Source organism: Variovorax sp. GW821-FHT09B01 (assembly GCF_059418345.1).
Window position 1 is genome coordinate 687,034 of sequence record NZ_JBWKPQ010000002.1, and the last position, 26,618, is coordinate 713,651.

At 68.5% G+C, this 26,618-nt stretch carries 27 protein-coding genes; 10 read left to right on the forward strand and 17 right to left on the reverse strand.

The features are described 5' to 3' along the window. The first annotated feature begins 41 nt into the window (after nt 1–41). Together AC07RV_RS10215 and AC07RV_RS10220 are read left to right on the forward strand one after the other, a co-directional pair. Nucleotides 42–344 carry an ArsR/SmtB family transcription factor gene (locus AC07RV_RS10215; protein ID WP_093341792.1) on the forward strand — a complete coding sequence of 101 codons (303 nt, stop codon included), beginning with the start codon at nt 42–44 and terminating at the stop codon, nt 342–344. A 66-nt stretch (nt 345–410) separates the two neighbouring features. After that, a complete protein-coding gene (locus AC07RV_RS10220) occupies nt 411–1,382 on the forward strand; it encodes a zinc-dependent alcohol dehydrogenase family protein (RefSeq protein WP_296787870.1) in 972 nt (323 codons plus the stop codon). 49 nt (nt 1,383–1,431) lie between these two features. Here AC07RV_RS10220 and guaA read toward each other — a convergent pair whose 3' ends face one another. The 4 genes from guaA to guaB form a co-directional block, all read right to left on the reverse strand. Then, complete coding sequence (gene guaA, locus AC07RV_RS10225) at nt 1,432–3,051, reverse strand: glutamine-hydrolyzing GMP synthase (protein WP_203205974.1); 1,620 nt, start codon at nt 3,049–3,051, stop codon at nt 1,432–1,434. 10 nt (nt 3,052–3,061) lie between these two features. Next, nucleotides 3,062–3,496 (reverse strand): type II toxin-antitoxin system VapC family toxin, encoded by a 435-nt coding sequence (locus AC07RV_RS10230; RefSeq protein ID WP_057591696.1) that lies wholly within the window; start codon nt 3,494–3,496, stop codon nt 3,062–3,064. Continuing rightward, nucleotides 3,493–3,741, reverse strand: coding sequence for a type II toxin-antitoxin system Phd/YefM family antitoxin (locus AC07RV_RS10235; RefSeq protein ID WP_296787868.1), 249 nt, complete (start codon nt 3,739–3,741; stop codon nt 3,493–3,495). Before AC07RV_RS10235 ends, AC07RV_RS10230 begins: the two co-directional genes overlap by 4 nt. A gap of 90 nt (nt 3,742–3,831) precedes the next feature. After that, nucleotides 3,832–5,301, reverse strand: coding sequence for an IMP dehydrogenase (gene guaB / locus AC07RV_RS10240; protein ID WP_203205972.1), 1,470 nt, complete (start codon nt 5,299–5,301; stop codon nt 3,832–3,834). A gap of 202 nt (nt 5,302–5,503) precedes the next feature. Between guaB and AC07RV_RS10245 the strand changes: the two genes are divergently transcribed. After that, nucleotides 5,504–6,022, forward strand: a complete 519-nt coding sequence (locus AC07RV_RS10245) for a DUF4124 domain-containing protein (protein ID WP_296787865.1) — start codon at nt 5,504–5,506, stop codon at nt 6,020–6,022. A 15-nt stretch (nt 6,023–6,037) separates the two neighbouring features. On the opposite strand, the gene AC07RV_RS10250 is transcribed toward AC07RV_RS10245, so the two are convergent. The 6 genes from AC07RV_RS10250 to AC07RV_RS10275 all read right to left on the reverse strand — a co-directional run bounded on the left by AC07RV_RS10250 (nt 6,038) and on the right by AC07RV_RS10275 (nt 10,855). Beyond that, nucleotides 6,038–6,373 carry an RnfH family protein gene (locus AC07RV_RS10250; RefSeq protein ID WP_296787864.1) on the reverse strand — a complete coding sequence of 112 codons (336 nt, stop codon included), beginning with the start codon at nt 6,371–6,373 and terminating at the stop codon, nt 6,038–6,040. 7 nt (nt 6,374–6,380) lie between these two features. Further along, nucleotides 6,381–6,827 carry a type II toxin-antitoxin system RatA family toxin gene (locus AC07RV_RS10255; RefSeq protein ID WP_093341784.1) on the reverse strand — a complete coding sequence of 149 codons (447 nt, stop codon included), beginning with the start codon at nt 6,825–6,827 and terminating at the stop codon, nt 6,381–6,383. A gap of 77 nt (nt 6,828–6,904) precedes the next feature. Then, nucleotides 6,905–8,143 carry a dienelactone hydrolase family protein gene (locus AC07RV_RS10260; protein ID WP_296787860.1) on the reverse strand — a complete coding sequence of 413 codons (1,239 nt, stop codon included), beginning with the start codon at nt 8,141–8,143 and terminating at the stop codon, nt 6,905–6,907. 51 nt (nt 8,144–8,194) lie between these two features. Continuing rightward, on the reverse strand, nt 8,195–8,737 hold the full coding sequence (locus AC07RV_RS10265; RefSeq protein WP_057591703.1) for a flavin reductase family protein: 543 nt from the start codon (nt 8,735–8,737) through the stop codon (nt 8,195–8,197). 2 nt (nt 8,738–8,739) lie between these two features. Further along, nucleotides 8,740–10,014: a styrene monooxygenase/indole monooxygenase family protein gene (locus AC07RV_RS10270; protein WP_296787858.1), complete on the reverse strand. Its 1,275-nt coding sequence runs from the start codon at nt 10,012–10,014 to the stop codon at nt 8,740–8,742. A 52-nt stretch (nt 10,015–10,066) separates the two neighbouring features. After that, nucleotides 10,067–10,855, reverse strand: coding sequence for an SDR family oxidoreductase (locus tag AC07RV_RS10275; RefSeq protein WP_296787856.1), 789 nt, complete (start codon nt 10,853–10,855; stop codon nt 10,067–10,069). Nucleotides 10,856–10,986: 131 nt separating this feature from the next. Between AC07RV_RS10275 and AC07RV_RS10280 the strand changes: the two genes are divergently transcribed. From AC07RV_RS10280 to AC07RV_RS10310, 7 genes are all read left to right on the forward strand, one after another. After that, nucleotides 10,987–11,985 carry an AraC family transcriptional regulator gene (locus AC07RV_RS10280; RefSeq protein WP_208507819.1) on the forward strand — a complete coding sequence of 333 codons (999 nt, stop codon included), beginning with the start codon at nt 10,987–10,989 and terminating at the stop codon, nt 11,983–11,985. Between the two features lie 85 nt (nt 11,986–12,070). Further along, complete coding sequence (gene smpB, locus AC07RV_RS10285) at nt 12,071–12,547, forward strand: SsrA-binding protein SmpB (protein WP_057591776.1); 477 nt, start codon at nt 12,071–12,073, stop codon at nt 12,545–12,547. 107 nt (nt 12,548–12,654) lie between these two features. After that, on the forward strand, nt 12,655–13,038 hold the full coding sequence (locus AC07RV_RS10290; RefSeq protein ID WP_093341776.1) for a COG4315 family predicted lipoprotein: 384 nt from the start codon (nt 12,655–12,657) through the stop codon (nt 13,036–13,038). 21 nt (nt 13,039–13,059) lie between these two features. Then, entirely contained in the window at nt 13,060–13,623 is a 564-nt protein-coding gene (locus tag AC07RV_RS10295) for a sigma-70 family RNA polymerase sigma factor (RefSeq protein WP_296787853.1), read from the forward strand. A 4-nt stretch (nt 13,624–13,627) separates the two neighbouring features. Further along, entirely contained in the window at nt 13,628–14,446 is an 819-nt protein-coding gene (locus AC07RV_RS10300) for an anti-sigma factor family protein (protein WP_296787851.1), read from the forward strand. A 79-nt stretch (nt 14,447–14,525) separates the two neighbouring features. After that, entirely contained in the window at nt 14,526–14,921 is a 396-nt protein-coding gene (locus AC07RV_RS10305; protein WP_093341773.1) for a COG4315 family predicted lipoprotein, read from the forward strand. 115 nt (nt 14,922–15,036) lie between these two features. Next, on the forward strand, nt 15,037–16,932 hold the full coding sequence (locus AC07RV_RS10310; protein WP_296787848.1) for a hypothetical protein: 1,896 nt from the start codon (nt 15,037–15,039) through the stop codon (nt 16,930–16,932). 57 nt (nt 16,933–16,989) lie between these two features. Here the strand turns inward: AC07RV_RS10310 and AC07RV_RS10315 are convergent, their stop codons facing one another. The 7 genes from AC07RV_RS10315 to rimP all read right to left on the reverse strand — a co-directional run bounded on the left by AC07RV_RS10315 (nt 16,990) and on the right by rimP (nt 26,400). Continuing rightward, a complete protein-coding gene (locus AC07RV_RS10315) occupies nt 16,990–17,913 on the reverse strand; it encodes a DMT family transporter (RefSeq protein WP_296787846.1) in 924 nt (307 codons plus the stop codon). A 16-nt stretch (nt 17,914–17,929) separates the two neighbouring features. Then, entirely contained in the window at nt 17,930–19,762 is a 1,833-nt protein-coding gene (gene typA / locus AC07RV_RS10320; RefSeq protein WP_093341770.1) for a translational GTPase TypA, read from the reverse strand. Continuing rightward, nucleotides 19,759–20,715, reverse strand: coding sequence for a tRNA pseudouridine(55) synthase TruB (gene truB, locus AC07RV_RS10325; RefSeq protein WP_296787844.1), 957 nt, complete (start codon nt 20,713–20,715; stop codon nt 19,759–19,761). Before truB ends, typA begins: the two co-directional genes overlap by 4 nt. A 2-nt stretch (nt 20,716–20,717) precedes the next feature. Continuing rightward, a complete protein-coding gene (gene rbfA / locus AC07RV_RS10330) occupies nt 20,718–21,089 on the reverse strand; it encodes a 30S ribosome-binding factor RbfA (protein WP_093341767.1) in 372 nt (123 codons plus the stop codon). 117 nt (nt 21,090–21,206) lie between these two features. Further along, nucleotides 21,207–24,230, reverse strand: a complete 3,024-nt coding sequence (gene infB / locus AC07RV_RS10335; RefSeq protein ID WP_296787841.1) for a translation initiation factor IF-2 — start codon at nt 24,228–24,230, stop codon at nt 21,207–21,209. A gap of 24 nt (nt 24,231–24,254) precedes the next feature. After that, entirely contained in the window at nt 24,255–25,739 is a 1,485-nt protein-coding gene (nusA, locus tag AC07RV_RS10340) for a transcription termination factor NusA (protein ID WP_093341763.1), read from the reverse strand. 16 nt (nt 25,740–25,755) lie between these two features. After that, nucleotides 25,756–26,400 carry a ribosome maturation factor RimP gene (gene rimP / locus AC07RV_RS10345; protein WP_296787839.1) on the reverse strand — a complete coding sequence of 215 codons (645 nt, stop codon included), beginning with the start codon at nt 26,398–26,400 and terminating at the stop codon, nt 25,756–25,758. Nucleotides 26,401–26,618 lie beyond the last annotated feature (218 nt).

Sequence of the window (26,618 nt, forward strand, 5' to 3'; positions counted from 1 at the left end):
ATCGGCATTGGGATATCGGTAAATTCCGATACGATTGGCGCATGGAACTGCTCGAAGTCTTCAAGGCCCTCTCGAACCGGACGCGCCTCGACATCCTGAAGGGCTTGAAGGATCCCGCGAAGAACTTCCCTCCGCAGGACGAAGGCGACGTCCTGACGGTGGGCGTCTGCGTCAGCAGCATCCAGGAAGGCGTCGGGCTGTCGCAGTCGACGGTGTCGGACTACCTGGCGACCCTGCAGCGGGCCGGTCTCGTCGAAGTCCGTCGCATCGGCCAGTGGACCTACTACAAGCGCAACGAGGCAACCATCAGCGCCCTGGCCGAGATCATCGGCAAGGAGCTTTGACCCTTTTTTTACCCGCAAACATCGGAAATTCCCGATATCCCTTTTTTCAGAAATGAAGGACATGCCATGAAAGCCCTGAGACTCACATCGTTCGGCGGCCCCGAAGCGTTCGAACTGTGCGACCTGCCCCGGCCTGTGCCCCATGCGGGACAGGTCCTGGTCCGGGTCCATGCGACCTCGATCAATCCGCTCGATTACCAGGTCCGGCGCGGCGACTATCCCGACCTGGTGCCGCTGCCGGCCATCACCGGCCACGACGTATCGGGTGTTGTCGAAGAGGTCGGGCCGGGCGTGACGGCCTTCTCTCCCGGAGACGAGGTCTGGTACACGCCGCAGATCTTCGACGGGCCGGGCAGCTATGCCGAGTACCACGTCGCCGCCCAAGGCATCGTCGGCAAGAAGCCCTCCTCCCTGAGCCATCTCGAGGCGGCGAGCCTGACCCTGGTGGGTGGCACGGCGTGGGAAGCACTGGTCGTGCGCGCGGGGCTCAGGGTGGGCGAAAGCGTCCTGGTGCACGGCGGCGCGGGAGGCGTCGGCCATGTGGCGATCCAGCTCGCCAGAGCCATCGGAGCCCGGGTATTCACCACCGTGCGCGAAGCCAACTTCGAGTTCGCACGCAGCCTGGGTTCCGACGTGCTCATCGACTACGAGAAGGAGGACTACGTCGACGCCGTCCTGCGCGAGACGGGTGGCCACGGCGTCGATGTCGTGTTCGACACCATCGGCGGCGACACCCTGTCGCGCAGCCCCGACGCGCTCGCCCAGCTCGGCCGTGTTGTCAGCATCGTGGACATCGCCCGGCCGCAGAACCTCGTCCAGGCCTGGGGCAAGAACGCGAGCTACCACTTCGTCTTCACGCGACAGAACCGCGGCAAGCTCGATGAGTTGAGTGCCTTGATCGAGCGCGGGCAGCTACGGCCGCATGTGGGTGCTGTCTATTCGCTGGCAGACATTCCGCTTGCCCATGCGCGGCTGGAAAGTCCCAACAACGGGGTTCGAGGGAAGATCGCGATCGAGGTCGTGCCGTCGGGCTCTTGAAGACCGATGGGGTTTTCTTCGCGGACGACAGTCCGCGAAGGACCCGACCTCACTCCCACTCAATCGTCGCCGGCGGCTTGCTAGACACGTCGTAGGTCACCCGATTGATCCCCCGCACCTCGTTGATGATCCGCCCCGACACCTTCTTGAGCAGCGCATACGGAAGCTCGGCCCAGTCGGCGGTCATGAAGTCGCTGGTCTGCACGGCGCGCAGCGCGACGACGTAGTCGTAGGTGCGGCCGTCGCCCATCACGCCGACGCTCTTCACGGGCAGAAACACGGTAAAGGCCTGGCTCGTGAGGTCGTACCAGGTCTTGCCGGTCTCGGCGTCGGTGAAGTTGCGCAGCTCCTCGATGAAGATGGCGTCGGCGCGGCGCAGCAGGTCGGCGTATTCCTTCTTCACTTCGCCGAGGATGCGCACGCCCAGGCCCGGACCGGGGAACGGGTGGCGGTAGACCATCTCGGGCGGCAGGCCGAGCGCGACGCCGAGTTCGCGCACCTCGTCCTTGAACAGGTCGCGCAGCGGCTCGAGCAGCTTCAGGCCGAGTTGCTCGGGCAGGCCGCCGACGTTGTGGTGGCTCTTGATGGTGACGGCCTTCTTGCTCTTGGCGCCGCCGCTCTCGATGACGTCGGGATAGATGGTGCCCTGCGCGAGGAAGGTGGCGCCCTTGTGGCCGCCGTCGCCGGCCTTGAGCTTGGCGGCTTCCTGCTTGAACACGGTGACGAACTCGCCGCCGATGATCTTGCGCTTGGCTTCGGGGTCGCTCACGCCGGCGAGCTTGCCGAGGAACAGCTCGCTGGCATCGACGCGGATGACCTTGGCGTGCAGCTTGCCCTCGAACATCTCCATGACCATGTCGCCCTCGTTGAGGCGCAGCAGGCCGTGGTCGACGAAGACGCAGGTGAGCTGGTCGCCGATGGCGCGATGGATCAGCGCGGCGGCCACGCTCGAATCGACGCCGCCCGACAGGCCGAGGATGACCTCCTCATCGCCCACCTGCTCGCGGATCTTCTGCACGGCCTCGGCGATGTGGTCGCGCATGACCCAGTCGGGCCTGGCCTCGCAGATGCCGAGCACGAAGCGCTCCAGGATGGCCTTGCCCTGCACGGTGTGGGTGACCTCGGGATGGAACTGCACGGCGTAGTAGCGGCGCGCCTCGTCGGCCATGCCGGCGATGGGGCAGCTGTCGGTGCTGGCCATGAGCTTGAAGCCCGGCGGCAGCTCGGTGACCTTGTCGCCGTGGCTCATCCACACGTTGAGCATGCCGTGGCCTTCGGGCGTGGCGAAGTCGGCGATCTCCTTGAGCAGCGCGGTGTGGCCATGGGCGCGCACGGCGGCGAAGCCGAACTCGCGCTTGTGGCCGCCCTCGACCTTGCCGCCGAGCTGGTGCGCCATGGTCTGCATGCCATAGCAGATGCCGAGCACGGGAATGCCGAGGTCGAACACGGCCTGCGGGCACTTGTCGGTGGTCTCCTCGTACACGCTGGCATGGCTGCCCGAGAGGATCACGCCCTTGAGGTGGCCGTCGGCCGCGTACTCGCGCACCCATTCGTCGCTGACGTCGCAGGGATGCACTTCGCTGAGCACATGGGCCTCGCGCACGCGGCGCGCGATGAGCTGGGTGACCTGCGAGCCGAAATCGAGGATGAGGATCTTGTCGTGTTGCATGGGCGGGGACTCAGAGCGTTGAAATGTCGAACAGCCGGACGCCCGCTTGCGGCGCGGCCTGGATGAGTTGCTCGTCGAAGGTGGCGAGCGGAAGACCGAGCGAGCGCGCGAGCCAGAGGTAGCCCGCGGCATAGAGCGACACGCCGGCATCGATGGCGACGGCGAGCACGGCCTTGTGCTGGGCCGGCGCGAGCTCGTGCAGCTCGACGCGATGGCGGATGGCATCGAGCACGCTCCACAGGCCCTCGACGGCCGACGAGGGAATGCGGCCGCTGCGCACACCGTTGGCGATGACGTTGGCGCACTCCCACTGCCAGGCATTGGGCGCCTGCGGCTCGACCTCGTCGCGGCGGATGGCGGCGTAGAGCCTGCGCGTGTGTTCGTTGGCGTGGTCGGGCAGCAGCCAGGCGGCGGTGACCGAGGCATCCATGACGAAGGCGGTCATGGCTGGCGGCCCTGGTTCAGCAGCGCGCTGGCCGAGGTGCCCGGAAGGATGGCGGCATGGAGCGCGTCGATCTGGCCCAGTTCGCGCGCGATCTGCTCGTCGGTGATGACCGGCTTGCGCCGCACCGGCAGCATGCGCACCACCTCCTTGCCGTGGCGGGTGATGCGCACCTCCTCGCCCTTCTCGACCGAGTCGATCAGGGCCGAGAAATTGTTCTTGGCTTCAGCGATGCCGATGGATTGCATTGGGGCCAGAAAATTTGAATCTGGCCCGAATTCTAAACCTGATCTGGCCCGACTTTCAAGGTCTGGCCAGAATCAGGTTCAGCCACCGCGTTACTCGGCGCGGTAGTTCGGCGCTTCCTTCGTGATCTGCACGTCGTGGACGTGGCTCTCGCGGATGCCGGCGGTGGTGATCTCGACGAACTCGGCCTTGTTCTTCATCTCTTCGATGGTGCCGCAGCCGCAGTAGCCCATGCTGGCGCGAACGCCGCCGGCCATCTGGTAGATGATCGACACGATCGAGCCCTTGTAGGGCACGCGGCCCTCGATGCCCTCGGGCACGAGCTTGTCGGTGTTGGGGTTGCCGGTGGTCGACTCCTGGAAGTACCGGTCGGCACTGCCCTGCTGCATCGCGCCGATGGAGCCCATGCCGCGGTAGCTCTTGTAGCTGCGGCCCTGGTACAGCACGATCTCGCCGGGCGCCTCTTCGGTGCCGGCGAACATGCTGCCCATCATCACGGTGCTGGCGCCGGCCGCGATGGCCTTGGCGATGTCGCCCGAGTAGCGCACGCCGCCGTCGGAGATCAGCGGCACGCCGCTGCCCTGCAGCGCGGTGGCGACGCTGTCGACCGCCATGATCTGCGGCACGCCCACGCCAGCCACGATGCGGGTGGTGCAGATGGAGCCCGGGCCGATGCCGACCTTGACCGCATCGGCACCGGCCTCGGCCAGCGCGCGCGCGGCGTCGCCGGTGGCGATGTTGCCGCCGATCACGTCGATCTGCGGATAGTTCTGCTTGACCCAGCGCACGCGCTCGATCACGCCCTTGCTGTGGCCGTGCGCGGTGTCGACCACGATGGCATCGACGCCGGCCTTGACCAGCGCCTCGACGCGCTCCTCGGTGCCCTCGCCCACGCCGACCGCCGCGCCCACGCGCAGGCGGCCCGAGGCATCGCGCGCGGCGTTGGGGAAGGTGGTCTGCTTGGTGATGTCCTTGACGGTGATCAGGCCCTTGAGCTCCCAGTCGCTGTTGATCACGAGCAGGCGTTCGAGCTTGTGCTTGTTGAGCAGCGCCTTGGCCTCGGCCAGCGTGGTGCCGTCGGGCACGGTGATCAGCCGGTCGCGCTGCGTCATGATTTCGCTCACGGGCACGTCGTAGCGGTTCTCGAAGCGCAGGTCGCGCCCGGTCACGATGCCGACCACCCGGCCGGCGTCGACCACCGGGAAGCCCGAGATGCCGAGCTGGTCCGACAGCGCCATCACCTGCCGCACCGAGTGCGTGGGCGTGATCACCACCGGATCGCGCAGCACCCCCGATTCGTAGCGCTTGACCTTGGCCACTTCGGCGGCCTGCTGCTGCGCGGTGAGGTTCTTGTGCACGATCCCGATGCCGCCTTCCTGCGCGATGGCGATCGCGAGGCGGGCTTCGGTCACGGTGTCCATCGCCGCCGAGACGAGCGGGATGTTCAGCGTGATGTTTCGGGAGAATTTGGTGGCGAGGGAGGTGTCCTTGGGCAGGACCTGGGAGAACGCTGGCACCAGCAACACATCGTCGAAGGTGAGCGCTTTGCCGAGAAGGCGCATGGGTGAGGCTCCAAAAGACGGATTGTAACGAGGCCGCGGGGTATGCTGGCGGGCTCACCGCGGCTCGGCCCCGCGCGGTGCGGGCCTATCGCCCGCCCGTCGCATCCCGCGTCGCCATTTGCCCACTGCCCGGTCTGCGGACCGCGGCGAAAGCCAATCACTGCCTGTTGCAAAACGTAAGGCATCGCTAGACTTGCGCCCCATGAAGTTCCTGCTCAGCCTCCTGCTCGGATCGATCTGCCTGCTGCCCCTGGCCGCGGACGCTCAATGGCAATGGATCGACAAGAACGGCAAGAAGGTCTTCAGCGACCAGCCGCCGCCGACCGACATTCCCGAGAAGAACATCGTGCGCCGCGCCGGCCCGCCGGCGCGCACCGGCTCGGGCGTGGCGGCGCCCGAGGGCACGGCCACCACCGACAAGGGCGCCGAGGCGCCGGCTGCACCAGCCGCGCCGAAGGCGCCGACGGTCGACAAGGACCTCGAGGAAAAGACAAGGAAGGCCGAGGCCGACGAGAAGGCCAAGCAGGCGGCCGAGGCCGCGAAGCTCGCCAAGGCCAAGGCCGAGAACTGCAGCCGCGCCCGCGAGAGCAAGGCCACCATGGACAGCGGCATGCGCATCGCGCGCGTCAACGCCAAGGGCGAGCGCGAGATCCTCGACGACAACCAGCGCGTGGCCGAGCAGCGCCGGCTGCAGTCGGTGATCGACAGCGACTGCAAGTAAGCCGCGCCGAGGGGCTCAGTACCCCGCCTTGCCGCCCTTGCGCCGGTTCGCGAACAACCCGGTGCCGCGCGCGCCCTGCTGCTGGAAGCGCTCGCGCCGCGCCACCTTCGGATCGACCTCGAGCGCGCGGCACAGCTCGACGCGGTCGCCGTCTTCGAGTGCATCGTCCCAATCGGCGGTCCGGCCCCAGATGCCGGGCGTCATCGTCTCGCGCCAATCGAGCGCGGGAAAACGCTGCGCCAGGGTGCTGGCGCGGATCGCGTCGTTCACGGTGGCGCCGGCGGCCAGGCGCAGCGGCTCCTCGAACACCTCGCGCGGTGCCGGCGAGCAGCTCAGGGTCACCTCGATCATCGGTGCTTCAGGGCGCGCCGTAGACCTGCTCGGCGCGCTTGACGAAGGCCTCGACCAGGCTCGAGGCGATGGTGTCGAACACCGGGCCCACGAGGGCCTGCAGCGCGAAGTTGCTGAAGCCGTAGCTCAGGTGCAGTTCGACGCGGCAGGCGCGTTCGCCGCCCTCGCCCACCGGCACGAATTTCCAGTGGCCGTCGAGGTTGGAGAACGGCCCGTCGACCAGCTTGAGCTGCACCTCGCGGCCGGGCACGTGGGTGTTGCGCGTGGTGAAGCTCTGGTGCAGGCCCGCGAAGGCCAGGCCGACCTCGGCGGTCATGCCGGCCTCGTCCTGCTCGATGACGCGCGCCTTGTCGCACCAGGGCAGGAACTGGGGGTACTTCGCCACATCGGTGACCAGCGCGTACATCTCTTCGGCGCTGTACCAGATGAGAACGGACTTGTTGACTGTTTTCATTGAATCGGATCGAGAGACCGATTCATTGTAGGGAGCCTCCGTGGCTCCCTCCTCTCGCGGGACGAGAGTCCGCCGCTTCAGCCCGAACGCGACCAGGCCGCCATCAGCGTGTTCGAGGGCTGCGTCTCGTCGAGCAGCTTGCGTGCGGTTTCGACGCCGGCCACCGGCAGGCCCTTCGGATCGAGCAGCCCCACCTGCACCAGCACGCTGGCCTGGTCCCAGTAGATGTGCTCGTGGTAGAGCTTGTCGCCGCGGAACTTCACGATCGCCACCAGCGGAATCTCCACCGGCCTGCCCGTGGGCGCCACGCCGGGCAGCAGCCAGTCGATCTCGCAGGTATGGGTGAAGCTGAACAGGATCTCGTCGACGATCTGCGTCGCGCCCACCGTGCGCGAGATCGGCACGAGCCGCGTGTCGGGCGGATTGCTGTTCACGAAATGGTGCTGGTAGAAGCGGCTCAGCATCGCGTGTCCCACGCCGCCGGTCATGGTCGGGATGTGGTTGACGTAGGGCTCGGCCACCATGGTGGCCATGGTGTCGGCCACGTTGCGCGTGGCGAACTCGTACTCGCAGTGCTTGTCCCACAGCGCCGAGAAGTCGTAGTGCGGACCCATCTCGCGGCGGAACGCGGCCACGCTGCGCTCGTGCGCCATCAGCGCCGAAGGCTTGTGGTAGTGGTCGCCGCCCAGCCGTGCGAAGGCATGGTCGACGCCCGGATAGACATAGAGCTCGCACCCAGGCCGCGCACCGAGCGTCTCGACAATGCGCGAGCGCGCCTCGGGCGGGCAGAAGCCGTCGAGCTCGGGGATGTGCAGCACCAGCCGGCCCTGGATGCGGTCGGCCTCCTCGAGCCGCTGCTCGATGCCCACGCCGTAGTAGCCCACGCAGACGTCGGCGTCGGTGCGGCAGGCCGCGAGGTAGGCGAGCTTGCCGCCCATGCAGAAGCCCAGCACGCCGGCCTTGCCCTGCTGCTCGGGCAGCGAGCGCAGCAGCGCCAGCGAAGCGGCCACGTCCTCGGTGCCCTTGTCCTCGTCGAAGCCCTTGTAGAGCGCGAAGGCCTTCTGCCAGTCGTCGGGCGCATAGCCGAGTTCGACCTCGGGCTGCTGGCGCCAGAACAGGTCGGGCGCGAGCACCACGTAGCCTTCTTCCGCGTAGTAGTCGGCCACCTGCCGCATGGTGGCGTTGACGCCGAAGATCTCCTGCGCCAGCACGATGCCGGGGCCCTTGCCCGAGGCCGGGGTGGCGAGGTAGGCGCGGAAGCTGCCGCTGCCGTCGATGGCCGGCACCTGCAGCCAGCGGCCCTTCTGAGCTGTCATGTCTTTCTCCTTGTTCCGAATCTTCGAATCGTGGGGTGGTGCGGCCGGCGCTCAGGCCGGCACGCACTCGTCGCGCAGGGTGGTGAACTGGCCGCAGGCATAGAGCAGCGGCAGCCCCTGCGCATCGGTGATGCGCGCGGCCTTGACCTCGCCGATCAGCATCGCGTGGCTGTGCGCCACCATCATCTCGTCGACCACGCAATCGAACACCGCGAGCGCGCCGCGCAGCACGGGCGCGCCGGTCACCAGCGTCTCCCAGTGCGCGGGATCGAAGCGCTCGCCGGCCTCGCCCTGGCGCGAGAAGGCCAGCGCCAGCGCCGACTGGTCGAGCGCGAGCAGGTTGACCGCCATGCGGCGGCTCTGCGCGATGGTGCGGAAGCTGCTGCCCTGCAGGTTGACGCAGGCCAGGATGCGCGCGGGCTCGGCCGAGAACGAGGTCACGGCCGTGGCCGTGAGGCCCACGGGCGTCTGCCCGTCGGTGCTCGTGACCACGGTCACGGCGCCGACCAGGCAGCGCATGGCGCGCCGGAAGTCGCCCGCGCCCACGTTGGGTTCGCAGCGCAGCGACTCGATGGCCCGGAACTCGCCGCGCATGGTCAGGCCGCCTCCGGTTGCGGCGCCAGCGAGCGCAGGTAGGCGCTGCTCGCATCGGGCGTCATGAAGAACTCGGCGTAGTCGCGCGGATCGTTGAAGCCGTTGACGAAGCGCCGTGCCACGGCCGCGTTGCCCTGGGCCGCGCCCAGCACCTCGAGCACGTGCGGGGGCGGCGGCTGCAGCATCGCGTTGGTCCACTCGACGACGTGGCGCGCATAGCGCCAGTAGCCATCGAAGGCCGACTGCATGAAGTCCGTGTCGAAGGCGCCCTCGCCCTGCGCGAGGATGGCGCGCAGGTAGGCATCGGCGCACTTGGCGGCGTTGTTCGAACCCTGGCCGGTGATCGGGTCGTTGAGGCACACCACGTCGCCCATGCCGAGCACGGCGCGGCCCGAGGGCAGCCGCCCGACCGGCTTGCGCACCGTGGGCGCGAAGCGGCCGGCCAGGATGCCGTTGTCGTCGGTCAGGCGCACGTCGCGGCAACGCTCGGCCTCCCAGGGCGTGAAGGTGTCGAGGATCGACAGCGAGCGCTCGAGGTGCTGCGCGGGCGTCTTCACGTCGGCCCAGCAGTCCATCGGGCCGCCGGGCACGCCCTCGAACACCATGATCTCGCACGGCCCGGTCACGGTCAGCGCGGGGAACACGAAGTACTCGCCGACGCCGGGGATCAGGTTGAAGTTGACGGCCGAGTACTCGGGGCGCGGCGTCATGCCGTGCACATAGGTCAGGGCCAGTGCGCGCTGCGGCTTGTCGTAGGGCGAGCGCTGCGCGTCGCGTTCGAACATCTGCGCGATCTCGCCCTTGCCGGCGGCCACGATCACCAGGTCGTGCGACTGGGTCCAGCGCTCGAGGTCCTCGATGCCCGCGTCCTGGAACAGGATCTGCCCGCCGCGTTCCTCGAAGGTCTTCATCCAGGCCGGCACCTTCACGCGCTGGTCGACCGAGCGCGCGGGCGCGTCGAGGCGGTGCGACCAGCCGAGCAGCTTCTCGCCGGGCTTCTCGGGATGCGGCACGGCGAAACCGATGCCCTCGACCGGCGGGCAGCTGTCGGCCCACTGGTCGATGCCGAGGTCGCGCTCGATCTGCAGGCTGGCGTCGAACATGCACTGGCTCGACATCACGCGGCCGGTTGCGATGTCCTCGGCGCTGCGGTTCGAGACCACGGTCACCTCGTGGCCCTCGCGCTGAAGGCCCAGCGCCAGTTGCAGGCCCGACTGGCCCGCGCCGACAATCATGAAACGGCGCGGCTTGGCGCCCTGCGATGCGATGTTGCTCATGGGTATGCCTCGTTCGTGGGTGGGGGTGATGAAAGGGATGCGCCGGCCGCCTTCAGGCCGCGAGCTTGGGAATGGCCGGTTCGCCCTGCTCCGGGCCCAGGGCCGAGTAGCCGCCGTCCACGGCCCAGTCGGCACCGGTGACGAACGAGGCCTTGTGCGAGCACAGGAAGGCCACCACGTGGCCGACCTCGGTCGGGTCGCCCACACGGCCGAGCATGTGGAAGGGCCGGGCCACCGCGTCGGTCTTGGCGCGGTTGCCGCCGGTGAGCTGGTCCATCACGGCCGACCAGGTCCAGCCCGGCGAGACGGAATTGACGCGCACGTTCATCGCCGCCAGGTCCAGCGCCATGTTGCGCGTGAGCTGCACCAGCGCGGCCTTGCTCACCGGATAGAGCCAGCGGCCGGTCTGGGCCACGCCCGAGGAGATCGAGGTGAAGTTGACGATGGCGCCGCCGCCCGCGGTCTGCATGAAGGGCAGCGTGGCGCGCGCCATCATCACGGCCGAGACCACGTTCACGTCGAGCGCGGTCTGCCATTCGCCGCGCGGCGAGGCCAGGCCGTTGTCGAGGTAGCTGCAGGCCAGGTTCACGAGCGCGTGGATGCGGCCCTCGGCATCGGCCGCCTGCTCGACGCAGGCCTGCACCGCGGCGTCATCGGTGATGTCGGTGGCGATGAATTTCGCACCGATCTCGCGCGCCACCGCCTCGCCGCGCGCCACGTCGATGTCGGCCAGCACCACGCGTGCACCGGCATCGCGCAGGCAACGGGCCACGCCCGCACCGATGAGGGTCGCGCCACCGGTGACGAGCACCGTCCTGTCCTGCAAGTCCTTGTCGCTCATGCCTTTTCTCCTGGTTGGTCCCGTTGTCAATTGCTTGCAGTTACTTTAGATTTGAAGGATTCAGACCCCAATCCGGATTGCGCAGCCGCTGTCCGCAAAACGCATTTATTCGCTGCCCCACGCCGCCCCGCATGGAACACGCTGTCGCTGCATCGGCCTCGCTTCCCCTGTCGCGCTATGCCGTCATCGCCACGCCCGACCTCGACGAGGCGCGCGACGAGGTGGCGCGCATCTTCTGTCCGCACCGGCTGCACCTCGGGCACGGCAGCTCGCGCTTCGACGCGCGCCACCATGTCGCGCCGCTGGGCGACATCTCGCTGAACTACGTGCAGTACGGCGCCGAGGTCGAGATCGATCCCGGCTGCCTCGGCGACTTCTATCTGCTGCAGATCCCGCTCAGGGGCAACGCCCGCATCGAGTGGGCCGGCCGCTCCTTCACCTCCGACGCGCACCGGGCCTCGCTGGCCTCGCCGAGCCAGCCGCTGCGCATGCGCTGGGGCGACGACACGCCGCACCTGATCGTGAAGATCGGCAAGGCGGTGGTGCAGCGCCACTGGGAGTCGCTGTGCGGCGAGGCGGCCGGCGCGCGGCCGCTCGAATTCGAGCCCGAGATCGCGCTCGACGAGGGCGCGGGCGCGAGCGTGAAGCACCTGGTCGAATTCCTCGCGCAGGAGCTCTCGTGCGGCCGCACGCCGCTGACCACGCCCTTCCTGGCCCAGGCCGAATCGGGCCTGATCCACACCCTGCTGGGCCAGTTGCCGCACAACCAGAGCGCGCGCCTGGGCGCCGAGCGCGGCGACGTCTCGCCGCGCGCGCTGCGCCGTGCCCGCGAGTACATCGAGGCCCACCTGCCCGATGCGCTCACGGTCGACGAGATCGCCTCGGCCAGCGGGCTGTGCGTGCGCAGCCTGCAGGTGGCGTTCCGCCAGCATGCGGGCCAGACGCCGATGGCCTACCTGCGCGAGCGGCGGCTGCTCGCCGTGCACGAGCGCCTGAGCGAACCGGGGGCCGACACCACCGTCACCTCGGTCGCGCTGCAGTTCGGCTTTGCCCACCTCGGGCGCTTCGCGCAGGACTACGCGCGCCGCTTCGGCGAATCGCCCCATCGCACGCTGCAGCGGCAGCGCTGAAGGCACCTGCTGCCACTTTCATAGAATCCACGCCCTGTGCATGCCGGGCGGTTGTCCGGGCGCCATGCGCCCCCAAATGACAACGATGGCCACCAAGAAACAAGACACCTCCTCCCGCATCGCCGACAACAAGAAGGCGGCGTACAACTATTTCTTCGAGGAACGCTTCGAGGCCGGCATGGTGCTGGAAGGCTGGGAAGTGAAGGCGCTGCGCGAAGGCAAGGTGCAGCTCACCGACGGCTACGTGGTGATCCGCGACGGCGAGATGTTCGTGCTGGGCTGCCAGATCAACCCGCTCAAGAGCGCCTCGACCCACGTGACGCCCGACTCGGTGCGCACCAAGAAGCTGTTGCTGCACAAGGAAGAGATCCGCCGCCTGACCGGCAAGGTCGAGCAGAAGGGCTACACCCTGGTGCCGCTGAACCTGCACTGGAAGGCCGGCAAGGTGAAGTGCGAGATCGCGCTGGCCAAGGGCAAGGCCGAGCACGACAAGCGCGACACCATCAAGGACCGCGAAGGCAAGCGCGAAGTCGAGCGCGCGATGAAGAGCCGCAGCCGCTGAGCCGCGGCGTTCGCGCTTTTTTTGCGCGGCCATGGAATAAACGCGGCGCCGCGGGCGTTCATGCAGGTGTCGCCGGATCGTCCGGCGCCACAACCAGGAGCTCTTCCATGCCGCTGACCTCGCGCCGCCTTCCCTTCCTCGCCGCCACGCTGCTGGCCGCCGGTTTCCTCTCGCTGCCCGCCGCGGCCCAACCCAAGGCCGCCGACGGCGCCCTGGTCGGCCCCAACGGCATGACCCTCTACACCTTCGACAAGGACACGGCCGGCAACGGCAAGTCGGTCTGCAACGGCCAGTGCGCCACCAACTGGCCGCCGTACATGGCGGCCGATGGCGACAAGGCCGCGGGCGACTTCAGCATCGTCACGCGCGACGACGGCAAGAAGCAGTGGGCCGCCAAGGGCTGGCCGCTGTACTACTGGATCAAGGACACGAAGCCCGGCGACAAGACCGGCGACGGCGTCAACGGCAGCTGGAAGACCGCCAAGCCCTGAGCCCGGGCCTTCCCGCCTTCCATGGACGCCCGCCAGCTCGCCCCGCACATTCCCGGCCTGCGCCGCTATGCGCGCGCGCTGACCGGCAATGCCTGGGCCGCCGACGACCTGGTGCAGGACACGCTCGAGCGCGCCTGCAGCAAGTGGCGGCTGTGGGTGGCGGGCAGCGACCTGCGTGCCTGGCTGTTCGCGATCATGCACAACCTCTTCGCGAGCCAGGTGCGCCGCGCGCCGCCGCCGCATGCGGCCGTGTCGCTCGACGAACTGCCGCCCGAACAGCAGGGCGGCGTCGATCCCGGCCGCGACCACGGCGTGCGGCTCGACCTGCAGCGCTGCCTGCTGCAGCTGCCGGAAGAGCAACGCGCCGTGCTGCTGCTGGTGACGCTCGAAGATCTGTCCTATGCCGAGGTCGCGAAGGTGCTCGGCATCCCGCTGGGCACCGTGATGTCGCGGCTGTCGCGCGCCCGCGTGCGGCTGCAGGAACTGCTCGACGGCGCGGCCGTAGCCGGCACGTCGGCGGGCACGTCGACAGGCACACTGGCGGGCAGTGCTGCCCCGCGCCCCGGCCTGCGCCGCCTCAAGTAACGCCATGAACCGCCCCGCCCCGCCCCCTTCCGACGACGATCTGCACGCCTGGGTCGACGGCCAGCTCGCGCCCGAGCGCCGCGCCGCCGTCGAGGCCGCGCTGGCGGACGATCCGGCCCTCGCGGCCCGGGTTTCGCTTTGGCAGGCGCAGCGCGACACGCTGCGGCAACTGCATGCCGAATTGCTCCATGAACCCGCGCCGGCCCACCTGTCGGCCGTGCTCGAACGCGAGGCCGCGCCGCGCGACGGCTGGTGGCGCTGGGGCGGCATCGCGGCCGGCCTGCTGGTCGCCTTCGGCGCCGGCTGGCTCGGCAATGCCCAGTGGAGCGCCACCCAGCGCCCGGGCACCGCGCTGGCGCGCGCGCCGGCGGTGCGCGAATTCGTCCATGCGGCCTCGCTCGCGCACCAGGTCTACACGCCCGAGAAGCGCCATCCGGTCGAGGTGGCCGCGGCCGAGCAGCAGCACCTGGTGCAGTGGCTGTCGCGCCGGCTCGACCGGCCGCTCAAGGTGCCGGACTTCTCGACCCTGGGCTACACGCTGGTCGGCGGCCGGCTGCTGCCCGGCGAGAACGGCGCCCGGGCCCAGTTCATGTTCGAGGATGCGGCCGGCGAGCGGGTCACGCTCTATGTCGGCCAGCTCGATCCCAAGACCGCGGGCGCCAAACCGCCCTCCGCGCCCGAGACCGCGTTCCGCTTCGCCACCGAGGGCGCCGTGCCCAGCTTCTACTGGGTCGACCAGGGCTTCGGCTACGCGGTGGCCGGCCGGCTGCCGCGCGAGACGCTGATGAAACTGGCGACGCTGGCCTACCGGGATCTGTCTTGAGCGCGGCATACACTCGGCCGGTTCGCGCATGCATTCCCTCATTTCCATGTTCGCGATCACTCAACGAAGGAGAAACTGCATGAAATTGCTCAGCGCCTCGATCCTCGCGGCCGCCCTGCTCGCCGGCTGCGGCAGCATGTCCAACCAGAGCGCCAGCGCGCCCGACACCCCGACGCGCACCGCCGACGGCGTGCTCGTCGGCCCGAACGGCATGACGCTCTACACCTTCACCAAGGATGCCGCCGGTTCGGGCACCTCGGCCTGCAACGGCCAGTGCGCGACCAACTGGCCGCCGCTGGGCGTGGCCGAAACCGCCCGGCCGATGGGTGGCTACACCATCATCATCCGCGAGGACGGCAAGCGCCAATGGGCCTACAAGGGCTGGCCGCTGTACTACTGGGCCAAGGACGCCAAGCCGGGCGACAAGACCGGCGACGGCTTCGCCAACGGCGCCTGGAAGCTCGCGCGTCCCTGAGACCGCGCTCGTCACCCCGGGGCTCGCGCCCGGGTGATCCACGCCACGAAGGCGGCCCGCAACGGCCGCCTTTTTCGTTTCCGGGCCCGGCGCGCACAGACGGCAGAATGGCCCGATGCCTTCGAATGCCAATCTCGACGCCTTCGCCGCCCTGCTCCCCCTGGGGCTGATCACCGACGAACAGCACGATGCCGTGCTGGCCCACCCCGGCTTCCCCACGCTGGCGCCGTTGCCGAGCCCGGCCCATGCGCTGGACTGGATGCAGCAGCAGGGGCTGATCGATCCCGTGGCCTCGCACGTGCTGTGCATCCAGCTCGACCGGCGCGTCGAGCGCAACGAACTCGACCGCGGCACGCGCGACGAGGCCGTGAAGGTCGCCGAGCAGGCCGAGGCGCTGCACCGGCTCGGCGAGCGCGGCATCGTGCGCGAGGCCGTGCTCGCGCTGCACGCGGACGGCCGCCTCGACGCCGAGGCGCGCGACGAGGCACTGGAGCGCGTGCCGGTCAGCGGCGCCGCTCCCGACCCCGAGGCCGCGCACGCCTGGCTCGATCCCGAGCCCTTCGAGGCGCTGGTCCTCCAGGGCCTGGTCGACGCGCCTCGGCTCGCCGCCGCGCGCGCCCATCCCGAATACGCGAGCCTGCCCAAGCCGCCGACGCCGGCCCATGCCTATGCCTGGATGCGGCTGCGCGGGCTGCTGCCGGCCGAGAACGAGGACCAGGATGCGCTGATCGAGCGCATCGTCGCGACCCACGGCGATTCGATGGCCGAGGACGCGGAGGACACGCTCGACGAATCCGACGAGCTGCTCGAGGCCGGCGCGCTCGGCCTCTCGCATGCGGTGGTGCAGGCACTGCGCGACGACGGCCTGCTCGACGCCGAAGACCTCGAAGAGGCGCTGCCGTGGGTGCCGCTGGTGTCCGACCAGCGTGCCGATCCGGCCACCGCCCTCGCCTGGCTCGTGACCGATGGCTGGCTCGAGGAAGAGCGCTTCGAGGCCATCGCCGCGCGCGTGGAGGCCGAGCCGGCCTTCGTCGGCGCGGACGAGCGGCGGCAGATCATCGCGCAGGCGCGCGAACGCATCGCGGCCGAGAACGCGAGCTCGAAGGTCATGGCGCGCAAGCGCTCGACGGGGCTGCGGCCCCCGCGCTGGCTCGGCGTGCTCGCGGTGATCGCGATGATCGGCGCGGCGGGCGCGTACCTGTGGAAGCTGAACGCCCTGCCAGCCTGCAACAGCGACCTCGCGCGGCGCGAACTCGACGGCCTGGTATCGAGCACCAGCAACGACGAGCGGCTGCGTTCCGAGCCCGGCGTCGAGGCCCGCGTGAGCGCGCTGCACGAGATCGGCTTCCTCAAGGCCGACAACGTACGCGGCTGCCTGGCCACGCTGTCGCGCGACGGGAAGACCGAGACCATCGGTTTCACCATCGGGTCCGACAGCGGCGGCTCGAGCGGCGACACGGTGGTGCGCGGCGCCGAGGCGGCGATCGTCGAGGCGCGCTTCGGCCAGCTCGATGCCGAAGGCCGCCCGCGCTACAACGCCGAGCCGGTCGGCCGGCTGGCGCTCGCGGACGCGCTGCGCGAAGGCGTGGACAACCTGGAAGCGCGCATGCGGGCGCCCAAGAACCTGCAGGAACGCCTGCGCGCGCTGCGCGAAGCGCCGCTCATGGCGATCGATCCGAACCCCAGGCTCCCGCTGACCGAGGTCGAACCCGCCGGCGCCTGCCAGGCCGGGGACGGGCAGCAGCAGGTCTGTCCGGTGGTGATGGTCTACGACGACCGCCGGCTCGGCGCGCTCGGCGGCGTGCAAGCCAGCGGAGCCGCGTCGCTGCCGCTGCGCGCCGAGATCACGCTGGCGCCCGACGACACCGGCATCTGGCGTGTGGATGGGGATTTCGATCGACGCTTCGCGATGGCGGTGGTCGAGGCACGGCTCGGCAAACAGGGCGCGACCGATGCGCATTGGGACCGCTCGAGCTGCCCGAGCCGCCGCCTCCCCCGCCGACGCTCGTGATGCCGAAGCTGCCGCCGCCCAAGGCGCGATAGACGACGCGCCGCGCTCAGTGCGCGTTCAATGCGCGCCCGGCACGGCCTGGTCGGCCACCGTCGTGCGCCGATCGCGCAGCGCCAGCAGCTCGTTGAACAGCAGCGCGCCGATCACCATGGCGCCGCCGGTCAGCACGCTGGGAGCCGGTTTCTCGTTCGCGCCGAGCCAGGCCAGCGCGATGCCGAAGATCACCTCGAGCAGGGCCAGCAGCGCCACCTCGGGTGCCTTCAGCACGCTGGCGCACAGCACCGACAGCACGCAGGGAATCGCGAGCTGGAACAGGCCGAGAAAAGCCAGCAGGCCGAGGTCGTGCGCGCTGGCGCGGAACGGCATGGCCAGCGGCAAGGTGGCGAGCGTGCACAGCACGGCGCCGATCAGCACCGCGGGCACGAGGTCGATGCGCTGGCCCCTGGCCTGCGCATGCTGCACCACGGTCCAGTTGGCGGCGCCGGCCAGCGGCACGCACAGCGCCACCAGCGTGCCCAGCAGCGATCCGCCCGCACCACCGAGCAGCTGCGCGCCGTACATCCATCCGATGCCCAGCCCCGCCACCACGATGGCGAGCCAGGTGCGTGCCGGCAGCCTGTGGCCGATGAACAGCCGCGCCGCGAGCGCGGTGAGCAACGGCCCCAGCGACATGGTGACCAGCACGCTCGCGGTGGACGCCAGCGTGAGCGCCACCATGAAGGCCGTGAACATCACGGCCCAGCACAGGCCCGAGATCCAGAGCTCGCGCCCGCCGGCCAGCAGCGCGCGGAACACCTTCGGCCCGCGCCACAGCGGCAGGATCGCGCACAGCGACAGCACGGTGAACAGGCCGCGCCAGAAGGTGATCTCGAAACTGTGCGCGCCCTCGAGATGGCGCGTGACCATGCCCGCCGTGCCCCACATCAGGGTCACGGCCACCATCAGCCCCACGGCGCCGCCGTGGGTCAGGTGCAGGGGCATGGCGCGGAGGCGGTCCTCAGACGGCCGATTCGCGGCTCGCGCGCTTGCGCTCGTGTTCCTTCAGGAAGCGCTTGCGCAGGCGCACGCTCTTGGGCGTGATCTCGACCAGCTCGTCGTCCTCGATGAACTCGACGCCGTATTCGAGCGTGAGGTCGATCGGCGGCGTGATCTTGATCGCGTCTTCCTTGCCCGAGACGCGGAAGTTCGTGAGCTGCTTGGTGCGGGTGGCGTTCACCACCAGATCGTTGTCGCGGCTGTGGATGCCGACGATCATGCCTTCGTACACCGGATCGTTCGCCTTCACGAACATGCGGCCGCGGTCGTCGAGCTTGCCGAGGGCGTAGGTGAAGATTTCACCGTCGTCCATCGAGATCAGCACGCCGTTCTTGCGGCTGCCGATCTCGCCCTTGTGCGGCTCGTAGCTGTCGAAGATGTTGCTGATCAGGCCCGAACCGCGCGTCAGGTTCAGGAATTCGTTGGTGAAGCCGATCAGGCCACGCGCCGGGATGCGGTACTCGAGGCGCACGCGGCCACGGCCGTCCGGTTCCATGTTGACCAGTTCGCCCTTGCGCTCGCCCAGGGCCTGCATCACGCCGCCCTGGTGCTGCTCTTCGATGTCGGCCGTCACCAGCTCGATCGGCTCGTGCTTCTCGCCGTTGACGTTGCGGAACACCACGCGCGGCTTCGAGACGGCCATCTCGTAGCCCTCGCGGCGCATGTTCTCCAGCAGGATGGTCAGGTGCAGTTCGCCGCGGCCCATGACCTCGAACACGCCTTCTTCGTCGGTCTCGTTCACGCGCAGCGCCACGTTGTGCTGCAGTTCCTTCTGCAGGCGGTCCCAGATCTGGCGGCTGGTGACGTACTTGCCTTCGCGGCCGGCCAGCGGGCTGGTGTTGACGCAGAAGTTCATGGTCAGCGTGGGCTCGTCGACCTTGAGCATCGGCAGCGGCGCCGGGCTCGCGGGGTCGGTCACGGTGACGCCGATGCCGATGTCGGCGATGCCGTTGATCAGCACGATCTCGCCCGGGCCGGCTTCGGTGGCCTGCACGCGGTCCAGGCCCTGGAAGGTCAGCACCTGGTTGATGCGGCCCTTGACGGACTGGCCGTCCGGGCCTTCCATCACCAGCACGTCCATCATCGGCTTCAGGGTGCCCTGGCTGATGCGGCCCACGCCGATGCGGCCGACGAAGGTCGAGAAGTCGAGGGCCGAGATCTGCAGCTGCAGCGGCGCGGCCGGGTCGCCCTTCTGCGAAGGCACGTGCTTCAGGATGGTGTCGAACAGGGCCGACATGTCGGGACCCCACTGCTCGCCGGGCGCGCCCTCCTCGAGCGAGGACCAGCCGTTGATGCCCGAGGCGTAGACCACGGGGAAGTCGAGCTGTTCGTCGGTTGCGCCGAGCTTGTCGAACAGGTCGAAGGCGGCGTTGACCACCTTGTCGGGGTTGGCACCGGGCTTGTCGACCTTGTTCACCACCAGGATCGGCTTCAGGCCCAGGGCCAGTGCCTTCTTGGTCACGAAGCGCGTCTGCGGCATCGGGCCTTCCTGCGCGTCGATCAGCAGCACCACGCCGTCGACCATCGACAGCGCGCGTTCCACTTCACCGCCGAAGTCCGCGTGGCCGGGGGTGTCGACGATGTTGATGTGCGTGCCCTGCCAGGTCACGGCGCAGTTCTTCGCCAGGATCGTGATGCCACGTTCCTTTTCGATCGCGTTGTTGTCCATCACCGTGTCGACGACCTTCTCGTGCTCGGCGAAGGTGCCCGATTGGCGCAGCAGCTGGTCGACCATCGTGGTCTTGCCATGGTCCACGTGGGCAATGATGGCGATATTGCGGATTTGCTTGGTCATGGTGTCGCTTCGGTCTGTGGTGCGTTCAAAAGAATTTGCTGGATTTCGATGGGGTTCAGCAAGCGCCCCGGGATCAGTTCATGGGCGGCCACGTGGGCCGTGCCGAGGAAGGCCGGGGGCGATTCGCCGAACACCGCGACCCGGGCCGCATCGGCCCACGGCCCGCGCCGACGCAGGCCGGACAGAAAGCGCCCTGCATCCTCGCTGCCCAGCGTGACGATCGTGTGGCCCTCGACCAGACATTCGGCAGGCAACAACCGCGCCAGCCGCTCGTCCTCGTCCATGGCCTCGAGGGCCTCGAGCGTGATGCACTGGGCCGCCACGAAGCCGCCGGTGGCGGTGCGGCGCAGCGAGCTCAGGTGGGCACCGCAGCCCAGTGCCTCGCCGATGTCCTCGCCCAGGGTGCGGATGTAGGTGCCCTTGCTGACCGAGGCCTCGATGCGGATGGCATCGGCCGCGGTCTGCGCGATCTTCAGCGCGTGGATGACGACGTCGCGCGGCGCGCGCTCGACCTCGATGCCCTCGCGCGCGTATTCATAGAGCGCCTTGCCGTCCTTCTTGAGCGCGCTGTGCATCGGCGGCACCTGGCGGATCGGGCCGGTGTAGAGCGCCTCGGCGCGCGCCAGGTCCTCGGCCGTGACCTGGACCGGACGTTCGGCGATCACCTCGCCCTCGGCATCGCCGGTGGCGGTGCGGATGCCCAGCCGCGCGGTGGCGACGTAGGTCTTGTCGGCGTCGAGGTGCAGCTGGCTGAACTTGGTGGCCGCGCCGAAGCACAGCGGCAGCACGCCGGTGGCCAGCGGATCGAGCGTGCCGGTATGGCCCGCCTTCTCGGCGCGCAGCAGCCACTTGGCCTTCTGCAAGGCCTGGTTGCTGGACAGTCCCAGCGGTTTGTCGAGCAGCAACACCCCATGCACAGGGCGCCGCTGCACCCTTGTGCGTGGCGCATTCATGGCTAGTCGTCTTTCGAACGCGAAGCGACGGCCTGCGCGATCAGCGCGTTCATGTCGGCGGCACGCTCGGTGGTGCGGTCGAACACGAAGTGCAGCGTGGGCACGGTGTGGATGTGCAGGCGCTTGAACAGGCCGTTGCGCAGGAAGCCCGCGGCCTGGTTGAGCGCTTCGGTGGTCTCGTCCACGTCGCCGGTGAGCAGGCTGAAGAAGATCTTCGCGTGCGCATAGTCGGGCGTGACTTCCACCGCCTGCAACGTGACCATGCCCACGCGCGGGTCCTTCAACTCGCGCGCGATCAGCTCCGTCAGATCGCGCTGGATCTGATCGGCGACCTTGAAGGCGCGGTTGGGAGTGGCGGCTTTTCTTTTGGGCATTTGATCAATCACTAGCGTCACGAGATCGGGCTCAGTGCAAGGCGCGCCGCCGCAGACAGTACATCCGTACGGCAAGGCGGCTGCAACGCGGCAATGAGCCCGATATCGTGGCGCGCTTTACAACGTACGCGCGATTTCCTTGATTTCGAAGAACTCGAGCTGATCGCCCTCTTTGATGTCGTTGTAGTTCTTGAGCTTGATACCGCACTCGAAGCCTTCGCGCACTTCGCGGACATCGTCCTTCATGCGCTTGAGCGAGTCGACTTCGCCGGTGTAGACCACCACGTTGTCGCGCAGCAGGCGGAAGTGCGAGCTGCGGGTGACATAGCCCGAGGTGACGTACGAACCGGCCACGGTACCGATCTTCGAGGCCACGAACACCGTGCGGATCTCGGCCGAGCCGATGATTTCCTCGCGGCGCTCCGGTGCCAGCATGCCCGACATGGCGACCTTGATCTCGTCCACCGCGTCGTAAATGATGCTGTAGTAGTTGAGCTGGACACCATTGCCCTCGGCCAGCTTGCGCGCGCCGGCATCGGCCCGCACGTTGAAGCCGATCACCACCGCCTTCGAGGCGATCGCGAGGTTGATGTCGCTTTCGCTGATGCCGCCCACGCCCGCATACACCACCTGCACCTTGACCTCGTCGGTCGCGAGCTTGAGCAGCGATTGCGCGAGCGCTTCCTGCGAGCCCTGCACGTCGGCCTTGATGATGATGCGCAGCGTCTGCACTTCGCCCGCCGACAGGTCGGTGAACATGTTCTGCAGGTTCGCGGCCTGCAGCTTCGCCAACTTGGTGTTGCGGAACTTGCCGGCACGGTAGGTGGCGATTTCGCGCGCACGGCGCTCGTCGCTCATCACCATGAACTCGTCGCCGGCCTGCGGCACTTCGGTCAGGCCCTGGATCTCGACCGGGATCGACGGACCGGCCGTCTTGGTCGGCTTGCCGTCCTCGTCGAGCATGGCGCGCACGCGGCCATAGGTCGAGCCGGCCAGCACCACGTCGCCGGTCTTGAGCGTGCCGGACTGAACCAGCACGGTCGCGACCGGGCCGCGGCCCTTGTCGAGCTGCGCTTCGATGACCAGGCCCTTGGCGGCGGCATCCACCGGCGCCTTGAGTTCCAGCACTTCGGCCTGCAGCAGCACCTGTTCGAGCAGGTCGTCGATGCCCTGGCCGGTCTTGGCCGAGACGCCGACGAACGGAACGTCGCCGCCGTACTCTTCGGGCACCACCTCTTCGGCCACCAGTTCCTGCTTCACGCGGTCCAGGTTGGCATCGGGCTTGTCGATCTTGTTGATCGCGACCACGATCGGCACACCCGCCGCCTTCGCGTGCTTGATGGCTTCCTTGGTCTGGGGCATGACGCCGTCGTCGGCCGCCACCACCAGGATCACGATGTCGGTGGCCTGCGCGCCACGGGCACGCATGGCGGTGAACGCCTCGTGACCCGGGGTGTCGAGGAACGACACCATGCCGCGTTCGGTTTCCACGTGGTAGGCACCGATGTGCTGCGTGATGCCGCCGGCTTCGCCCGCGGCCACCTTGGCGCGGCGGATGTAGTCCAGCAGCGAGGTCTTGCCGTGGTCGACGTGACCCATGACGGTCACGACCGGTGCGCGCGGCAGGGCTTCGGCGGTTTGCGCCGACACGTCCTCGTCGGTGAAGGCTTCGGGATCGTCGAGCGCGGCAACCACCGCGTTGTGACCCATTTCCTCCACCACGATCATCGCGGTGTCCTGGTCGAGCGCCTGGTTCATCGTGGCCATCTGGCCCAGCTTCATCAGCTGCTTGATCACCTCGGACGCCTTGACCGACATCTTGTGCGCGAGCTCGGACACCGTGATGGTTTCCGGCACGTGCACCTCGATGATGCGGGCCTCGACCGGTGCTGCCGGTGCGTGCTGCTGGTCGTCGTGGCCACGGTCGTTGCCGCGGCGTCCGCGCGGACCGCCGCGCCAGTTGCCACGGCCCACGCCGCCGCTCGCGTCGCCGCGGGTCTTGATTTCCTTCTTCTTGGCGGTGTCGCCGGCCCAGCTCGAGGAGAGCTTGGCCGATTTCACTTCCTTGCCGGCGGCACCGCCGGCAGGCGCGGCCGCAGCACCCGGCGCGGCCGGGGCTCCGGCGCGGGCCGCGGGCGCGGTCGGCTTGTGCAGCGTGCCCTTGACGCCACCGGCGGGCTTGACCTCGGCGACCGGCTTCTCGACCTTGTGCGGCACCAGCACGCGGGCCGGTGCATTCATCATGGCGCGGATGGCCTCGGCTTCGGCCAGGGCCTTGCGGCGGCGCTCGTCGAGGTCGCGCGCACGCGCGGCTTCCTCGTCGGCACGGGCCTTGGACTCGGCGGCGGCCTTGGCCTTCGCATCTTCCTTGGCCTGCGTGGCGGCGGCCTGGGCCGCGGCCTTGGCCTCGGCGGCCTGCTTGGCGGCGACGACCTGCGCTTCCGCGGCTTCCTTCAGCGCGGCGACTTCGGCCTCGGCCTTGGCGGCGCTGTTGGCGGAGCTGCGGGCGACCGGCTTGGCCGCTTCGGCGGCCGTCTCGGCCTTCTTCTGGGCTTCCTGGCGAGCCGCCTGCGCGGCTTCCTGGCGTGCCTGCTCGGCCTGTTCGGCCTGCTCGGCGCGTTCGACCTTCTCGCGTTCGCGCGCTTCGGTTTCCTCGCGCTGGCGACGCTTCTCGGCCAGCTCTTCTTCCTGGCGGCGGATCAGCTCGGCCTGGCGGCGGGCTTCCTCCTCGCGGCGGGCGAGTTCGGCTTCATCGATGCGCGGCGTGGCCGGCTCGGCCGGCGCGGCGACGGGCGCGGCGGCAACCGGTGCCGGGGCCTCGACGGCACCCGCGGGGCCTTCGTCGCGCTGGATGAAGGTGCGCTTCTTGCGCACCTCGACCTGGATCGTGCGGGCGCGACCGGTGGCGTCGGCCTGCTTGATCTCGCTGGTCGACTTCTTGGTCAACGTGATCTTCTTGCGCTCGGGCTCGACAGTGCCGTGGCTGGCCTTCAGGAAACCGAGCAGGCGCTGCTTGTCCGACTCGGTCAGCGCGTCGCTGGCGGCCGCTTTGGGCACGCCGGCGCTGCGAAGCTGATCGAGCAAGGTTTCGGGAGTCTTCTTGAGTTCATTCGCGAACTCGGCGACAGTGGTACTGGACATATTCGTTTCGTGCCTCCATGACCATCACTCTTGGCCAGCGAACCAGTGTTCGCGGGCCTTCAAGATGAGGGTTTTGGCGTCATCGGCGCTCAGGCCGGTGATCTCGGTGAGTTCATCGACCGCGAGGTCGGCCAGGTCGTCGCGGGTGTTCACCCCCGCCTCGGCCAGCTTCGGAATCAGGTCGGGGTTCAGGCCTTCGAGGTCGCGCAGATTCTGCGAGACGGTATCGACGCCCTCTTCCTTGGCGATTTCCATGGTCAGCAGCGCATCCTTGGCACGCGAGCGCAGTTCGTTGACCGTGTCTTCGTCGAAGGCTTCGATCTCGAGCATCTCGGAGATCGGCACGTAGGCCACTTCCTCGAGGCTGGTAAAGCCCTCGGAGATCAGGATGTCCGCGATTTCCTCGTCGACGTCGAGCTTCTCCATGAACAGGCGGCGCGCGGCGTCGGTTTCGTTCGCCTGCTTCTGGGCCGACTCGTTGGCGTCCATGATGTTGATCTTCCAGCCGGTGAGCTCGGAAGCCAGACGCACGTTCTGGCCGCCACGGCCGATCGCGATCGCGAGGTTTTCCTCGTCGACCACCACGTCCATGGCGTGCTTTTCCTCGTCCACCACGATGGACGACACGTTGGCCGGCGCCAGGGCGCCGATCACGAATTGGGCCGGGTCCTCGCTCCACAGCACGATGTCCACGCGCTCGCCGGCGAGCTCGTTGGTCACGGCGTTGACGCGGGTGCCGCGCACGCCGACGCAGGTGCCGATCGGGTCGACACGCTTGTCGTGCGAGAGCACGGCGATCTTGGCGCGCGAACCGGGGTCGCGGGCGCAGCTCTTGATCTCGAGCAGGCCCTGTTCGATCTCGGGCACTTCCTGGCGGAACAGCTCGATCATGAACTCGGGGGCCGAGCGCGACAGGATGATCGGCGCGCCGCGCAGCGTCAGGTCGACCTCCATGATCATCGCGCGCACGCGGTCGCCGTTGCGCAGGTTTTCCTTGGCGATCATCTCGCTGCGGCGCAGGCGGCCTTCGACGCGGCCGGCCTCGACGATGATGTCGCCCTTGTCCAGGCGCTTGACGGTGCCCACGAAGATCTTGTCGCCGCGCGACATGAAGTCGTTGAGCAGCATCTCGCGCTCGGCGTCGCGGATCTTCTGCAGGATCACCTGCTTGGCGGCCATGGCGCCGATGCGGCCGATCGGCACCGAGTCCACCGATTCCTCGATGTACTCGTCGACCTCGATGTCGGGCATCTCTTCCTTGGCCTCGAACAGAAGGATTTCCTGGTCGGGCTGCTGCAGGCCGGCTTCGTCGGGCACCACGTGCCAGCGACGGAAGGTCTCGTAGTCGCCGCTGTCGCGGTCGACGGCGACGCGGATGTCCACCTCGCCCTGGTACAGCTTCTTGGTGGCCTGCGCCAGCGCGGACTCGACCGCGCCGAAGACGACGTCACGCTCGACGTTCTTCTCGCGCGAGATCGCATCCACCAACATCAACATTTCGCGATTCATGCCACCACTCCTCTAGTCAGTCCGGAACCTTTGTTCCGCCAATGTCCTGCGAGCCCTGACGGGCCCTGGGCTTGCGCCCCTTGAAATCCACGATGGGTGCCAGCCGCGCTTCGCGCAGCTCGTCCAGCACGAAGCCCAGCGCCTGCAACGGTGCCGGCGCGCGCTTCCTGCTGACTTTCTGACCCGGCTTGGGCTCCGGCTCGTCGCTCCAGACGATCTGCCAGCCCTGAGGGCCGTCGGCCCCTCCCGCCTGTGCGGCCCGCTCGAGCGTGCCGCGAAACTTCTTGCGATTGGCCGACACCTGGCCGGCCGCCGCCTCGCCGATCGGCGCCTTCAGCGTGATGTCGATCACCTCGCCCTCGAAGCGCTCGAAATCCTTCTCGTGGCGCAGCGGACGGTCGATACCCGGCGAGGACACCTCGAGCCGCTTGTAATCGGCGCCATCCACCTCGAGCGCGAACTGGAGCTGTCGCGTGACCTTCTCGCAGTCCTCGACCGTGACGAAGGGCTCGGGCGTGCCGGCGGCGAGAGCCTCCGATGTGGGGGCCGTCCACGGCAAATCAATCGTCACGCGCAGCAATCCTCCCGCCGAGCGTTCGATCTCGACCAGGTCGTAGCCGAGACCGGCCACGGTTTGTTCCACTGTCTGCTGCAATGCCACGTGTTCGAAGGTGCCTTTTATTCAGTCAACGATGCGCAGGACCCGCCCGCCAGGTACCGCGCGATCGATAAAAAAATCCGTGAGAAACCGGGTCTTGCCCAGCGATCCGAGAACGGATGGACCAAAAAAAACGGGCGGTTGGTACCCGCCCGTTTGGTCGTGAGCCTCGAATTATATGCCACTTCTGTGATAAATGAAGGGGCACTTCTGCACACGGG

Coding starts and splice junctions, on each gene's coding strand:
- AC07RV_RS10215 (WP_093341792.1), top strand. CDS start 42: ATGGAACTGCTCGAAGTCTTCAAGGCCCTCTCGAACCGGACGCGCCTC.
- AC07RV_RS10220 (WP_296787870.1), top strand. CDS start 411: ATGAAAGCCCTGAGACTCACATCGTTCGGCGGCCCCGAAGCGTTCGAA.
- guaA (WP_203205974.1), bottom strand. CDS start 3,051: ATGCAACACGACAAGATCCTCATCCTCGATTTCGGCTCGCAGGTCACC.
- AC07RV_RS10230 (WP_057591696.1), bottom strand. CDS start 3,496: ATGACCGCCTTCGTCATGGATGCCTCGGTCACCGCCGCCTGGCTGCTG.
- AC07RV_RS10235 (WP_296787868.1), bottom strand. CDS start 3,741: ATGCAATCCATCGGCATCGCTGAAGCCAAGAACAATTTCTCGGCCCTG.
- guaB (WP_203205972.1), bottom strand. CDS start 5,301: ATGCGCCTTCTCGGCAAAGCGCTCACCTTCGACGATGTGTTGCTGGTG.
- AC07RV_RS10245 (WP_296787865.1), top strand. CDS start 5,504: ATGAAGTTCCTGCTCAGCCTCCTGCTCGGATCGATCTGCCTGCTGCCC.
- AC07RV_RS10250 (WP_296787864.1), bottom strand. CDS start 6,373: ATGATCGAGGTGACCCTGAGCTGCTCGCCGGCACCGCGCGAGGTGTTC.
- AC07RV_RS10255 (WP_093341784.1), bottom strand. CDS start 6,827: ATGAAAACAGTCAACAAGTCCGTTCTCATCTGGTACAGCGCCGAAGAG.
- AC07RV_RS10260 (WP_296787860.1), bottom strand. CDS start 8,143: ATGACAGCTCAGAAGGGCCGCTGGCTGCAGGTGCCGGCCATCGACGGC.
- AC07RV_RS10265 (WP_057591703.1), bottom strand. CDS start 8,737: ATGCGCGGCGAGTTCCGGGCCATCGAGTCGCTGCGCTGCGAACCCAAC.
- AC07RV_RS10270 (WP_296787858.1), bottom strand. CDS start 10,014: ATGAGCAACATCGCATCGCAGGGCGCCAAGCCGCGCCGTTTCATGATT.
- AC07RV_RS10275 (WP_296787856.1), bottom strand. CDS start 10,855: ATGAGCGACAAGGACTTGCAGGACAGGACGGTGCTCGTCACCGGTGGC.
- AC07RV_RS10280 (WP_208507819.1), top strand. CDS start 10,987: ATGGAACACGCTGTCGCTGCATCGGCCTCGCTTCCCCTGTCGCGCTAT.
- smpB (WP_057591776.1), top strand. CDS start 12,071: ATGGCCACCAAGAAACAAGACACCTCCTCCCGCATCGCCGACAACAAG.
- AC07RV_RS10290 (WP_093341776.1), top strand. CDS start 12,655: ATGCCGCTGACCTCGCGCCGCCTTCCCTTCCTCGCCGCCACGCTGCTG.
- AC07RV_RS10295 (WP_296787853.1), top strand. CDS start 13,060: ATGGACGCCCGCCAGCTCGCCCCGCACATTCCCGGCCTGCGCCGCTAT.
- AC07RV_RS10300 (WP_296787851.1), top strand. CDS start 13,628: ATGAACCGCCCCGCCCCGCCCCCTTCCGACGACGATCTGCACGCCTGG.
- AC07RV_RS10305 (WP_093341773.1), top strand. CDS start 14,526: ATGAAATTGCTCAGCGCCTCGATCCTCGCGGCCGCCCTGCTCGCCGGC.
- AC07RV_RS10310 (WP_296787848.1), top strand. CDS start 15,037: ATGCCTTCGAATGCCAATCTCGACGCCTTCGCCGCCCTGCTCCCCCTG.
- AC07RV_RS10315 (WP_296787846.1), bottom strand. CDS start 17,913: ATGCCCCTGCACCTGACCCACGGCGGCGCCGTGGGGCTGATGGTGGCC.
- typA (WP_093341770.1), bottom strand. CDS start 19,762: ATGACCAAGCAAATCCGCAATATCGCCATCATTGCCCACGTGGACCAT.
- truB (WP_296787844.1), bottom strand. CDS start 20,715: ATGAATGCGCCACGCACAAGGGTGCAGCGGCGCCCTGTGCATGGGGTG.
- rbfA (WP_093341767.1), bottom strand. CDS start 21,089: ATGCCCAAAAGAAAAGCCGCCACTCCCAACCGCGCCTTCAAGGTCGCC.
- infB (WP_296787841.1), bottom strand. CDS start 24,230: ATGTCCAGTACCACTGTCGCCGAGTTCGCGAATGAACTCAAGAAGACT.
- nusA (WP_093341763.1), bottom strand. CDS start 25,739: ATGAATCGCGAAATGTTGATGTTGGTGGATGCGATCTCGCGCGAGAAG.